Genomic DNA, 11,976 nt, shown 5'->3' on the forward strand with positions numbered 1-11,976 from the left:
CATCATTTCCAAGGCCCTAGACAGACATGAGGGCGTAGAAAAAATTCGCTCAGCGGTGCGTGTGCAGACTTTTGTTAACTCCGAGAATCGGAGTGTTCTCCGATGAGTAAGCAAGAACGTGCGGGCAATCTCGGAGGGCTCGAGGTGATGTTCATGGCGTTAGCTGCTGCGCTTGGAACATCAAGCATTTACGTGCTGCAGCCGTCAATCGCAGATGTAGCAGGCTCGATGCACACAGAAGTTGCAGTTATAGGAGTTGCACTCGCCGGTGGGCCGATCGGCTATTTGGTGGGATTGTTGGCGCTTGTCCCTCTAGTCGACCGCTTTTCACCTCGCAAGGTTCTTGGAATCCAGTTTGCGTTGCTTGGGCTCGCCCTCGCGCTGAGCGCAACCGTCACGAGTGCGGCCATCCTGACCTTGTTAATGGGGGTCACCGGTGCGTGTTCAGTTGTAGGCGCGGGAATGAGTTCCCTGACAAGCAGATTGACTCTCCCGCACCGTCGCGCAACCAATCTTGGTATCGTCACCGCAGGAATCTCAGCCGGAATTTTGTCGGGTCGAATCGCTGGTGGCTGGCTTGCCGATCAGATGGGCTGGCGAGAAATGCTTTTCGTCTTCGCCGCAGCCTGCGGGGTCTTTGCAGTCTGTTGCCGCTTAGTACTTCCAGCCGTACGAGGACGCGTTACGCACGGGTATTTAGCTGGGTTGTTATCCATCCCGAGTCTGTTCGCGAAACATGCCATTCTCCGGTTGGCAGCATTGCGTGGCGCCTTATGGTTCTTCGGCTTCTGCGCAGTCTGGGCTGGCCTGGCAGTTGCACTTTCCCAACCGCCGTTTTCCTACTCCGCGGAGCGGATCGGAATGTATGCCTTGGCTGGCCTGTCTGGCATCGCCGCGACGCGCGTTGCTGGAGTGTGGACCGACCGGGTCGGCGCTCGAAAAGTCATTCTTTTCGGTCTGGCACTTGCAGGCTGCTCTGTGCTGATTGGCGGGCTTGTACTGCATAACACGGTCGCCACTTTGGTGTGCCTTGCAATCTTCGACGCAGGGCTATTCGCTGCTCAGGTCGCGAATCAGAGCACTGTGCTTGCACTCAACCCTTCAGCACCCGCTCGATTCAACAGCGCTTACATGATGGCTTATTTTATAGGCGGAACTCTTGGGACAATGTTCGGTGCCGCGGCGGTCGGATGGGTCGGCTGGGGAGCGAGCTGCGCGATCATCGCAGCGCTGATCGCAGTCGCCGCTGCGATCACCTTGGGTGCCAGGGAAACAGTCCAAGAGTCTTGATAGCTTCCATGCCTGCATTGTGCTCAACGGCTGCCGGGCGGTTGGGGGATGTCGCGGAGGTCGGCTTTTGGCCGGGACTGCCTGTTCGCCAAACTCGCCTGAAGCGGTCGTTGGCCAAGGGCGATCGCGCCGAAGCTCAGCTTTTAGGCACGGCCGCGAATTGGTGCTCGCGGGCCAAGACCGGACGTACAAGGCCGGGTCAGAATTCAAACCAGAACGACCGTACGAACATGGACGCAGCAAACTTCGTCAAGAACTGGAGTGACCTCAGAGCAGAGCTGCTTGGGGCGTTCATGGGTGACCACGGACATGCAGAAGTGGCCAAGAGGGTCGAGGCCATGGGCCTGACCGCTGCACAGATGACCCAGCTTCGCGTCGTCCTCGACGGAGCTCTGCGGGACACGATGTACACCCTACTACTCGGGTTGGACGGCGCTGCAAGCATCGGTCGAGACCAGCAGACCTTCAGAATTCACGACGAGGACGGCACGTCCTCTCCACCGGCGGCCAGCTTGAAGAAGAGGCTTGGAAGGTCTTCCACGGCGCCGCATGAGTGATGGATTCCCGGCAGACTTCAGCACACGCCAGAAGCGGACCATCGAGCACGCCGCCCAGTTGTGCGCGGCGAACTTGATGGTGTACCTAAGGCGCCATCGCCTTGGCTTCCCGCAACCAGTGTTCGCTAGACCATGAATCTTTCCATTGAACCCTTGCACGCGTGCCATTTTTCAGCTCTTCGCGAAGCGCTGGATTCGGTTGCACGCGAGAAAAGGTTTCTTGCGTTCACAGAGGCGCCACGTCTTGAAGAGGCGTACGCGTTCTACGCATCCGTCCTCTCGAATCAAGAATGCATGCGAATCGCGATGTTGGACGGCGTCGTCGTGGGTTGGTGCGACATCTTGCGCGGTCGTGGTCAGGCTCGCGCACACGTTGGAAGCTTGGGGATAGGCGTCGTCGCAGGGGCACGGGGCCAAGGTGTTGGCTCAGCTCTTTTATGCGCGGCGATAGACGTGGCCTGGGCGTTCGGTCTGACACGCATCGAGCTAGCTGTACGTGAGGACAACCCACGCGCTAAGGCTCTTTACGGGCGGCATGGCTTCCTAGCCGAGGGATTGCTTCGCCGGGCCTTTATGGTGGACGGGGTGTATTACGACGCAACAGCCATGGCTCTTCTGCGAGACCACTAGTATCGGAAGGCTGAAGTCGGCCAACCCCGATGACCAAGCCAAACTCGCCGCGCGCTGTGCGATGAAGGGGATGCCTATGGCGTGCGCTTGGGCCAAGCCGGCGTGAAAGTGCCGGGGGAGACGTTCCGACGGCATGATCCACGAATTCATGCGCTGGCCCCTTGGTGCGGCCGTTCGTACGGCCCTCGAAGCCACACCCGCGACCTGAAGCGGCTGCCGGGCCAGTTGAGGTGCGCCTCAGGCGCATGGCAGGCTGGCAGTGAGATGGCTTCCGAACGCCTTGAGCGTCATATATATACGATGTATATTTGAATCCATGACGCTCATCACCGCACACGTTTTCATCGCCACCAGTCTCGACGGCTTCATCGCGAGAGCAGATGGTGACATTGCATGGCTGTTGCAGCGCGACGACCCGCGGGAGGACCACGGCTATCCAGCGTTCATCGCCGACAAGGACGTCATCGTTATGGGTCGAGGAAGCTATGAAAAAGCAATCGCGTCCGACCCGTGGCCCTACGTGCTACCCGTGGTCGTTCTTTCCAAGCAGCTGGCGGGCAAGCCCGTTCCGCACTCATTGACAGGCAAAGTTCGGTTCTCCGACCGTGCGCCCAGGGACGAAATGGAGGCCCTTTCCGAACAAAACGTGCGCCGGGTGTACGTTGATGGAGGCCAAGTGGTGCAGTCCTTCCTTCGCGATGGGCTGATTGCCGACATGGTGATCACAACTGTTCCCGTCTTGATCGGTTCCGGCAGGCCTCTGTTTGGCGCACTCTCGCAAGACATCAATCTGAAATTGGTGTCCTGTCGCAATTTCCCTTCTGGTTTGGTCCAATCCACCTATCGGCTGGCGGCATGACTCGCCCGCGCGGGCGGCCCTCCTCGGGACAAGGAGTCACTCAAGAGGCCATCCTGGCTGCCGCTTTGGCGTTGCTCGAGGAAGGCGCTGGCCAGGCCCTGACCCTGCGCGCGTTGGCTACTCGACTGGGAGTGACCCCGATGAGTCTCTACCACCACGTTGGGGACTACGCAGGCTTGCTTCGGGCAGTGTCGGATCGAGTCTATGCGGAAGCTCTGGCAGGAGTGAGCAAGTCGGAAGATCCCACTTCGGAGATCCGGGACCTACTTAGTCGCTACTACGGAGTCGTAGGCCGCCACCCCCAGTTGACGCTCGCGCTCTTTGCCACGCCCGAAGCCCTTACAGGAACGACCCGCCGAATCACCAACCGCTTAACGAGCCTGCTCACCGCAGTCACGCCCGACCCAGTCATGTGGCGCGATATTCTGATCGACCATGCACATGGCAGCGGCCTCGCCCTTTGTTCAGCCAGAGGTGAGCTGACCCATACTGAAGCGCCTCAAGACCGTTATCACTTGGCTCTCGATTGCCTGCTGCGTCAACTTCCCGCGCGATCGCGCTGATGCACGGACACTTGCCAGTGTTGTGCTACACACACTGCCGGCTCCATCCACCAGCACGGCCGTCGGTCGGGCGAGAACCGAGCTTCAACTGAGCGCTTTCGGTAACATAACCATAATCCGCAGCATGAAACTTGTTTTTGTTCATGGCCCGGTGGCCTCTGGAAAGCTGACCATCGCGAACGAACTCGGGCGCATGACTGGCTACGCCGTCTTCCACAACCACTTAGTGGTCGATGCTGTGGCAGCGGTATTCCCTTTCGGCACTGAGCAGTTCGTGAGGCTGCGCGAGAGTATGTGGCTCGACGTGATACGCGAGGCAGCAATGGCTAAGCGTTCTCTCATCTTCACCTTTGCACCAGAGCCGACAGTCATCCAAGGCTTCGACAGGCGAGTCGTTGAAAGCGTGAGGGCCGCTGGCGGCAGCACCCATTTTGTTCAGCTGACCGTTCCTGTGGCGGTACAAGAAGAACGTCTGACAGCGCCGAGCCGGGCGCTTTTTGGAAAGCTTCAGTCGGTGGACCTTCTGCGTGAATTGCGCACGCAATTTGAGGCGTCCGAGCGGGCGATGCCGAGAGGGGAGCTAGTCATTGATACATCCGCTCTCGCGCCTGCAGAGGCCGCGCGCGCGATTGCCGAAACCTTGTGTCTGACACTCCTGATGGCGCCTCACTAGCCGCGGCTGCTCTGAGACAACGAAGCGTCGGCTCGCTCGCGGGCCAGAACCTGCAATCCCGACCGAGCTGCGATAAGAGGGGACAGGCGATGTGACAAGCTGGCCCCCGTGTTGCATCACGGCGCTCGCAAGTCCTTTCGACTTTTACTCCAGCCGAGTCCGTTCATGCCGCGCCTCTGAGCGCATGTCTGCACGACTTGCGGCTCCTTCGGGAGTCGCAAGAACGCCCGATGAGGCTGCTTCCGAGTAGGGATCGCCTGATGCGGTTGCGATGGCATCGCGTTGCACATCCCGGCGGCTTCGCAGAGAGGGCCGTACCGATTGGTTGCCTGAGTAAGCGGCCTCCCCAAAAATCGGTGCGCGCGCGGCGCCAAGCGCCTCTTGCGTGACCACATCACGGCTGCGCACGGAGGCGACAGTTTGTACGCCCTGATACGTTTCTGCGTTTGCAGCGAGCGAGCCCATGAAGGCGGAGGCGGTGAGCATGATGGCAGCAGGTTGCAAGGAGGTTTTCATTTGTGGTTCTCACTATGGTTCGTCGGATGCGTGGCGTAACGTGGTGGTGCCTATGCTGTGACCCGGCGCGCTACGGCAGCGATTGCGGCGTTTCGATCAGCTTCGGTGGCCTGTGTATTCGTGACAAAGGCGCACACCAGGATTGGTGGCCGCTTTGGCGGCCAGAAGATGCCGACGTCGTTGGCCGAGCCGCGGCCCCCTGTCCCCGTCTTACTCCCCATACGCCAATCCGCAGGCAAGTTGGCGCGCAGGCGCTTCCCGTTCGTTTCACATCCCTCGAGCCACCGCGCGAGCTGTTCACGGCTGCTGGGTGACAAAGCGTTGCCAAGCAAGGTGGCGTGCAGCAGATGTGCCATTGCGCGAGGTGAGGTCGTGTCGCGGGGGTCACCGGGCGTAGCTTCGTTGAGTTCAGGCTCCCATCGATCTTGCCGGGTGACATCGTCACCGAGGCGTCGGGCGAAAGAAGTCAAGCCTGGCGGGCCCCCAAAAGAGGCTAGAAGAAGGTTGCCGGCGGCGTTGTCGCTGGTGGTGATCGTGGCATGGCACAGCTCGGCCAAAGTCATTCCCCCGTCCACATGTTTCTCGGTGATAGGCGAGTGGGGGAGCAACACATCACGCCCATAGCTGATGCGTCGACCAAGTTTTTCCATTCCGCGATCCACCCTCTGCAAAACGTGCGCGGCAGCCAGCCATTTGAAAGTGCTGCACATTGGGAAGCGCTCGTCCAGGCGGTGACCTTCGATCCGGCCATCGGCTTGAAGTACGGCCACCCCCAGCCTCCCGCCGCTGAGCGATTCGCTATAGCCCCAGGGGCTTTCCTGCACCGGGGAGTGGGTGGGCTGCGCACATGCCGGAAGGGCAATGGTCGCAATGGCGGCGAAGTGAGCGTTGAAGTCGCGTCGGTTCATGATTTGTTGGGCTCCTTTAAAGAGCCGCAACGATATCCACGCGCACATACGGCGACAAACGATGATTTCAGGGGGAATACCCAAGATAATCTTGGCCATGTCCCTCCCCCTCAACGCATTGCGTGCGTTCGAAGCATCTGCACGGCACTTGAGCTTCACGCGCGCCGGCTTGGAGCTGAACGTCACCCAGGCAGCAGTGAGCGCTCAAGTCAAGAACCTGGAGACGCGCCTTGGAGTGCGCCTATTTCGTCGGCTGCCGCGCGGACTCACACTTACCGACGAGGGCCAGGCCCTGTTGCCCATGCTGTCTGATTCATTTGGACGCCTTGGCACCATCGTCGAGCAATTCCGTGGCGGTGCTCACCACGCTCCCCTTACTGTTGCAGCAGTCTCCACCTTTGCAGTGGGCTGGTTGATGCCCCGACTCGAGTCGTTCCAGAAGAACCATCCCTTTGTCGACCTGCGCCTAATGACTCACAACAACAAGGTCGACTTGGCCGGAGAGGGCCTCGATTTCGCCATCCGATTTGGCGAGGGCGCTTGGCACGGAACGCATGCCGAACTGCTGCTCGACGCTCCCCTGACTCCCCTTTGTACCCTCTCGATCGCACAGCGGCTCGCCAGCCCGGCGGACCTTTTGGGAGAAACACTGTTGCGCTCCTATCGCAGCGATGAGTGGAGCCGATGGTTTGCCGCTGCAGGAGCAGGCGCATCGCCTAAGCCTATGCGAGGGCCTGTGCTCGATTCCTCCCTGGCATTAGCGGCAGCGGCCGCACAGGGGGCCGGCGTTGCCTTGCTTCCGGCGAGCATGTTGCAGCACGACCTGGAGATGCGTCGTCTTGTTCAGCCCTTCGCCGTAGAGGTCCGGGTGGGCAGCTACTGGCTCACTCGATTGCAGTCGAAGGCTCTATCACCGGCCATGACGCAGTTTCGCGAATGGCTGCTAGCAGGGGACGCCGCAGTGTGCAAGACCGCTGAGACGGCTAACAGTGCATGAACTGCCCGCTGAACTCGGCAAACTGCGCCAAGCGTCTGTGGCGACTTAAGCTTCTGTTTTCATGGTCGCTTCCGGGAAGGCCCGATGTCCGCTTAAGGCCGAGGGCGTGTGGAAACGGCTTCGGCGCGAGCAAGAATTCGCGATCGCGAAGCCGTCATCGACGTCACGGAGTCATCCAGTGGCCTCGTCGCAGAAACGGGTGACTTGGCACGCGCCTGAATGGCCGAGAGCGTTGCACCGGCCATTAAAGAGGTTCAGGCCCCCAGCAGCCTCATCGCCTTCATCGTTTGGCTCATACCCATGATCGCGATGACCCTCTTCAGGTTGTAAGCCAGCACGTGCAGACTCATCTCGGTGTTCACGTGCTCCAACTTCTTCGTCAGGAAGTGCGTCGAGCCCATCCAGTGTTTGAGTGTTCCGAACACGTGCTCCACCGTACATCTTCGCAGCGTCATGGCAATGGGCTTGCGGTCCAGGCGTTGCTGAACACGTTCGAGCACCTCCTCGTGCACCCATCGACGGATGCGCCGATACGTGCTCGTCGTGCATTGATCTTTGATCGGGCACTGGGGGCAAGCACTGGTCCAGTAGACACGCATCTCGTTGCCGTTCGTCTCCAATGTATTGAGCCTGTAGATGGCCCGCTGCCCCGCGGGGCATTGGTACTCATCGTCCTTGGCGATATAGATGAAGTCGCTCTTGTCGAAGCGCCCCTCGGCCTTCGCGTTGGAGGTCATCGGCTTGGGAACGTAGGTCGTGATGCCCGCGTCTTCGCAGTCCTTGAGCTCCTTGCCACTGAAGTACCCGCGATCGGCGAGGGCCTGCAGCTTGGTCTTGCCCATCGCCTCGCGCGCGGCCAGTGACATCTTGTTGAGGTGCGCCCGGTCGTGGTTCGTTGGTCACCTCGTGTGCCACGATCAGGTGATGCCTTGCATCGACGGCGGTCTGGACGTTGTAGCCAACGATGCCCGTGCTCTTGCCTGACTGAAGCATCGAGCGCGCATCAGGGTCGGTGAGCGAACGCTGCCCGTCGGGTTCCTTCTTCAGCTGTTCCCTCGTCTCATCAAGCTGCTTCATCTGCTCGCGCAGCTTTTTGATCTTGTCGCGCAGCCGTTCGGTCTTTGCCTCGAACTCGACCGGCTGGGTGCGATCCGCCGTCTCCATGGCATCGAGGTATCGCTGGATGCTTTGCTCGATCTGCTTCTGACGACCGTCGATCTTGCCGGCAGTGAAGTTGCGGTCGCGGCTGTTGACCGCCTTGAACTTGCTGCCATCGATGGCCACGATCGCGTGAGTGAACAGCTTGAGCTCTCGACAGAGGCCAACGAAGCGCTTGCAGACGTTTCGGATGCCCGGGCCGTTGTCGTAGCGGAAATCGGCGATGGTCTTGAAGTCAGGCGCCAGACGGCCGGTGAGCCACATCAGCTCCACGTTGCGCTGCGCCTCGCGCTCCAGGCGACGACTCGACTGGATGCGAATGAGATAGCCGTAGATATAGAGCTTGAGCAGGACAGAGGGGTGGTAGGAAGGGCGACCCGTCGTTGCGGGCTCAACGCCTTTGAAGCCCATCGCCTGCAGGTCCAATTCCTCGACGAAGACGTCGACGACTCGCACCGGATTGTCCTCACCGATGTAGTCGTCAAGGCATTCGGGCAGCAGTGTCACCTGCTGTCGATCTTCGCCTTCGATGAATCGCTTCATGGGCCACCTCGCTGCAACGGGTTGGCGAATTTTATTTTGAGTGAGACGATCAATGAAGCGTTTTCACACGCCCTCGGCCCAAAAGCGACCTCCGCCACAGGCCCAATCCGGTCCTTCAGCAACTCCAGCGGCCGCCCTCGAAAGCAGGCGTTCGCAGGCGGTGAGTCCACCGCCCTGCGGAGTCGATATCGGGAAAGTAGAGAGGACAGGCCGATCTCTTCGGCTCGGCTACGTCCTAGCTGTGTGGGGCCGCACTTCAGAGAAGGACTTTTACGCGCTCGCCAGCGTGAGTCTGGAGCGACATCAGCGGTGCTGAAGTTCCGAAAATATCCGCAACTCGGGATGCCTTAGTCGAAAATGTCCCTGACCTTAGCAAACTTACGTCCAACGTCGATTTGCTAAGGTTGTGGATATTTTCTGCGAGGGCAGGGGGGCGAATTTGCTAACAAATTGGATTGTGGATATTTTCGGCTAAAAGTTTCCAGCTGCTCGACTAGCGACTAGCGACTAGCGACTAGCGTACGAGTGGCATTGGGAGTGCCAGGAGGGAGTGCAAAGCTTGGCAGGTAGTTCAGCCACAGACTTGGTTGCAGCCGGTCGAATCTGTCCGTCGAACGAGGGAGATCGCCGATACCTGATGACATCGGCGCATTCCTTTGCGACCGGCTGATCTACTTCGGAACTTGACCTTCACCGGCATCATCGGCGGACGGAGCGGGCGACAGTGATCGGATGGTTGAAGCAGCATGGCCGCGCTGACTGCGTGCCACCGAATGACTGTTTGCATCAGCGCCGGAATGGTGGTCCGGGCCCATTGCAGCCTCACGGTTCGGTTGTAAGCTGCCGTTCGCTCGTCTAGGCAGCAATCTTGGAGAATCTGTTGAACCCGTCGACACCCAGCCGCACCGCACTTGCAACTTCGCTCATGCGAGCAGTTCATTCGCGCAACGACCCCCTGCCACTCCTGAGCGATACGTGGGGAGATCGCCTTGTCTCGGAATCGGCGCAGTCCACCTTGCTTCAGCGTGCGATGGCACGCATAGAGGCCACCAAGCCGGGTTTGACACTGGATGGCGTTCAGGGTCTCGACCTCGCTCTTCGGTCCAATCCCGCCTACGGGGGCGTGATCCTTCGGTCCCGATACACGGAGGACGCGCTCAAGCAGGCCGTAGCGAGCGGCATCGTTCAATACGTCATCATCGGCGCCGGGTTCGATAGCTTCATCTGCCGGCGCCCAGCATGGGCAGAGGGCGTGACGATCATCGAGGTGGATCATCCGGCGACGCAGCGGCTGAAGCGTGAACGCCTGGCTGCCTGTGACGTGAGCGTCCCCGGCTCCGTGGAATTCGTCGAAGCCGACCTGTCGATGGAGGCATTGGGAACGGCGCTGACGAGATCTTCGTTTCAGGGCGACCGTCTCACCTTTTTTTCCTGGTTGGGCGTCACGACTTACCTGACCCGGGAGGCAAACCTCAAAGCCCTTCGATCAATTGCCACCTGCGCGCGTGCGGGAAGCGAGATGGTCTTCACGTATGTTGACGAGGCCATCCTTGGCCCGCACCATGCAGTCGATGAAGAGTTTCTCAGACTCAAGAGCAACGTCGCTGCTGCCGGAGAAGCGTTTCTATCTGGGTTCGACCCCCGAACCATCAACGATTTGCTGCTCGAAACCGGGCTACGACTCCTCGAGGATCTGGATGGAAACCAAGCCGCTGCTCGCTACGACGCTGGCGGCCTCAACGCCTTCAGGACCTCTAAAGCTGCGCATATGGCCCATGTGCGGCTGGTCGGCGCCGAGTCGCTTGCATAGAACGGGGCAGTGGCTCGCGTAGCGCGATTGGTCGAAATCAGAGTTGTCTGAGACCTCGGTGGATGTGGACCACGAGCAGCAGAGGTCGGCTTTGGAGCGTTAGCAGGCATCCGCACGCGCTGTGGGCACGGCCAGAGCGCCGCGTTCAGATAGGCGCAGACTCAGCGTTTCGGGTGACGCGCCAGGATGGCCGTACGGATGTAGTGAGCGATCGAATAATCGCATTCCGCCGCCTGCTCAGTTGTTGATTTTTCGATCGATCCTGGACATGCTCGGCCCATGATCGCAGAGCTCAAGACCCTCATAGCCGTTTGCAAGTATGGAACCTTCGCTTCCGCTGGCGAGCACATCGGCCTGACGCAATCGGCGGTGAGCAGCCAGATCCGGCGAATCGAGGAGAGCCTGGGCTTCTCCCTGTTTGACAGGACGGGGCGCTCCGCGACGCTGAACAGTGCCGGGCAAATCGTCCTTGCGCGTGCAGAGGTGCTCTGCGCGCTCTACGCGAAGCTGGGCGATCCGCCCGATGAACAATCGACCCAAGGTGTCTTGCGCATTGGCGCCATCGCCTCCGCGCAGTCCACGCTTGTCGCGCGTGCGCTCGAGAACCTCCGTCAAGCGCTTCCCTTGGTCCGCGTCCATGTTGCGCCTGGCGTGTCTCTGCGGCTGATGGACGATCTCGACGCCGGAAAGATTGATGCGGCTGTGATGATTCGACCGCCCTTCGGCATGCCACACGACATGACGTGGCAGGCGCTCGTCCATGAACCGTTCGTTCTCGTTGTTCCTAGGGATGGGTCGAGGGGCAGGGACTGGCGTGCGCTGCTGGAAGAGCGGCCGTTTCTGCGTTACGACCGCGTGTCTTTTGGCGGCCGGATGGTCGAAGGCTTCCTGCGGCGACAAGGCGTCACCGTGAAGGAGGCCATCGAGTTGGACGAGATCGCCGGACTCATCCAGCTTGCGGCGAACAGCGTTGGTGTGGCGCTCGTTCCGATGGTCGAAGCCCACCTGCCGCTGCCGGACAGCGTCCGGGTGGTGTCATTGGGCGAACACACCTTTTATCGGGAGATCGGGCTGCTCCAGCGCCGGACCAGGACAAGCTCGCCGATCGTTGCCCAATTTTCGCGCTGCCTTGTGGAGGCCTCTGAGGCCATCGTGGAGACGACAGGCACTCGACGCAGTGCATCGAGCAAGCGCCGCCTCAATCCTCGAATTGGTGGTAAACCTTCGCGATGACTTTCCAGTCGCCATTGGTCTTGATCAGCGTCAGGAAGTCGTTGTAGTCAGCACCGATGGCGTCCTTTTCCATGTCAACCCGAACCAGTGCGGTGGTCGGCGTGACGGCTAGCACATCCAGATGCGTCACGATCTCCCGCACCTTGCCGTTCTTCTGCACGAATCGAAAGGATTCTGGATTGGGCCGCCCAGCAACTGCCCATTCGTGAAGCCGTACATCAAGGCCCCGGATGAAAGGC

General features: G+C 60.1%; 12 protein-coding genes and 1 pseudogene. 9 read left to right on the forward strand and 4 right to left on the reverse strand.

Annotated elements, in window-relative coordinates; all coding sequences use genetic code 11:
* Positions 1-102: 102 nt before the first annotated feature.
* The 6 genes from AC1DEK_RS11615 to AC1DEK_RS11640 all read left to right on the forward strand — a co-directional run bounded on the left by AC1DEK_RS11615 (position 103) and on the right by AC1DEK_RS11640 (position 4,572).
* Positions 103-1,290 (forward strand): MFS transporter, encoded by a 1,188-nt coding sequence (locus tag AC1DEK_RS11615; RefSeq protein WP_478125387.1) that lies wholly within the window; start codon positions 103-105, stop codon positions 1,288-1,290.
* A 230-nt stretch (positions 1,291-1,520) separates the two neighbouring features.
* Positions 1,521-1,847 (forward strand): hypothetical protein, encoded by a 327-nt coding sequence (locus AC1DEK_RS11620; protein ID WP_478125388.1) that lies wholly within the window; start codon positions 1,521-1,523, stop codon positions 1,845-1,847.
* A 132-nt stretch (positions 1,848-1,979) separates the two neighbouring features.
* Positions 1,980-2,477, forward strand: a complete 498-nt coding sequence (locus AC1DEK_RS11625; protein ID WP_478125389.1) for an N-acetyltransferase family protein — start codon at positions 1,980-1,982, stop codon at positions 2,475-2,477.
* A 316-nt stretch (positions 2,478-2,793) separates the two neighbouring features.
* Positions 2,794-3,336 (forward strand): dihydrofolate reductase family protein, encoded by a 543-nt coding sequence (locus tag AC1DEK_RS11630; RefSeq protein ID WP_478125390.1) that lies wholly within the window; start codon positions 2,794-2,796, stop codon positions 3,334-3,336.
* On the forward strand, positions 3,333-3,899 hold the full coding sequence (locus tag AC1DEK_RS11635; RefSeq protein ID WP_478125391.1) for a TetR/AcrR family transcriptional regulator: 567 nt from the start codon (positions 3,333-3,335) through the stop codon (positions 3,897-3,899). The genes AC1DEK_RS11630 and AC1DEK_RS11635 overlap by 4 nt, the downstream gene beginning before the upstream one ends.
* Positions 3,900-4,023: 124 nt before the next feature.
* Positions 4,024-4,572 carry a P-loop nucleotide/nucleoside kinase family protein gene (locus tag AC1DEK_RS11640; RefSeq protein WP_478125392.1) on the forward strand — a complete coding sequence of 183 codons (549 nt, stop codon included), beginning with the start codon at positions 4,024-4,026 and terminating at the stop codon, positions 4,570-4,572.
* Between the two features lie 144 nt (positions 4,573-4,716).
* Here the strand turns inward: AC1DEK_RS11640 and AC1DEK_RS11645 are convergent, their stop codons facing one another.
* Both AC1DEK_RS11645 and bla read right to left on the reverse strand, forming a co-directional pair.
* Positions 4,717-5,088 carry a hypothetical protein gene (locus AC1DEK_RS11645; protein WP_478125393.1) on the reverse strand — a complete coding sequence of 124 codons (372 nt, stop codon included), beginning with the start codon at positions 5,086-5,088 and terminating at the stop codon, positions 4,717-4,719.
* A gap of 50 nt (positions 5,089-5,138) precedes the next feature.
* Complete coding sequence (gene bla / locus AC1DEK_RS11650) at positions 5,139-5,996, reverse strand: class A beta-lactamase (RefSeq protein ID WP_478125830.1); 858 nt, start codon at positions 5,994-5,996, stop codon at positions 5,139-5,141.
* Between the two features lie 97 nt (positions 5,997-6,093).
* On the opposite strand from bla, the gene AC1DEK_RS11655 reads away from it, so the two are divergent.
* Entirely contained in the window at positions 6,094-6,993 is a 900-nt protein-coding gene (locus tag AC1DEK_RS11655; RefSeq protein WP_478125394.1) for a LysR family transcriptional regulator, read from the forward strand.
* 254 nt (positions 6,994-7,247) lie between these two features.
* On the opposite strand, the pseudogene AC1DEK_RS11660 reads toward AC1DEK_RS11655, so the two are convergent.
* Positions 7,248-8,694, reverse strand: a pseudogene (locus AC1DEK_RS11660) (IS1182 family transposase).
* An 880-nt stretch (positions 8,695-9,574) separates the two neighbouring features.
* Between AC1DEK_RS11660 and AC1DEK_RS11665 the strand changes: the two are divergent.
* A complete protein-coding gene (locus AC1DEK_RS11665; protein WP_478125395.1) occupies positions 9,575-10,504 on the forward strand; it encodes a class I SAM-dependent methyltransferase in 930 nt (309 codons plus the stop codon).
* Positions 10,505-10,783: 279 nt separating this feature from the next.
* Entirely contained in the window at positions 10,784-11,737 is a 954-nt protein-coding gene (locus AC1DEK_RS11670) for a LysR family transcriptional regulator (RefSeq protein ID WP_478125396.1), read from the forward strand.
* Here AC1DEK_RS11670 and AC1DEK_RS11675 read toward each other — a convergent pair.
* On the reverse strand, positions 11,703-11,897 hold the full coding sequence (locus AC1DEK_RS11675) for a nuclear transport factor 2 family protein (protein WP_478125397.1): 195 nt from the start codon (positions 11,895-11,897) through the stop codon (positions 11,703-11,705). The genes AC1DEK_RS11670 and AC1DEK_RS11675 overlap by 35 nt on opposite strands.
* Between the last annotated feature and the right edge of the window lie 79 nt (positions 11,898-11,976).

Source organism: Variovorax sp. 10N420, assembly GCF_056394705.1.

Bases quoted from the DNA above. Each gene is read 5' to 3' on its own strand.
- AC1DEK_RS11615 (WP_478125387.1), top strand. From the start codon at position 103: ATGAGTAAGCAAGAACGTGCGGGCAATCTCGGAGGGCTCGAGGTGATG.
- AC1DEK_RS11620 (WP_478125388.1), top strand. From the start codon at position 1,521: ATGGACGCAGCAAACTTCGTCAAGAACTGGAGTGACCTCAGAGCAGAG.
- AC1DEK_RS11625 (WP_478125389.1), top strand. From the start codon at position 1,980: ATGAATCTTTCCATTGAACCCTTGCACGCGTGCCATTTTTCAGCTCTT.
- AC1DEK_RS11630 (WP_478125390.1), top strand. From the start codon at position 2,794: ATGACGCTCATCACCGCACACGTTTTCATCGCCACCAGTCTCGACGGC.
- AC1DEK_RS11635 (WP_478125391.1), top strand. From the start codon at position 3,333: ATGACTCGCCCGCGCGGGCGGCCCTCCTCGGGACAAGGAGTCACTCAA.
- AC1DEK_RS11640 (WP_478125392.1), top strand. From the start codon at position 4,024: ATGAAACTTGTTTTTGTTCATGGCCCGGTGGCCTCTGGAAAGCTGACC.
- AC1DEK_RS11645 (WP_478125393.1), bottom strand. From the start codon at position 5,088: ATGAAAACCTCCTTGCAACCTGCTGCCATCATGCTCACCGCCTCCGCC.
- bla (WP_478125830.1), bottom strand. From the start codon at position 5,996: ATGAACCGACGCGACTTCAACGCTCACTTCGCCGCCATTGCGACCATT.
- AC1DEK_RS11655 (WP_478125394.1), top strand. From the start codon at position 6,094: ATGTCCCTCCCCCTCAACGCATTGCGTGCGTTCGAAGCATCTGCACGG.
- AC1DEK_RS11670 (WP_478125396.1), top strand. From the start codon at position 10,784: ATGATCGCAGAGCTCAAGACCCTCATAGCCGTTTGCAAGTATGGAACC.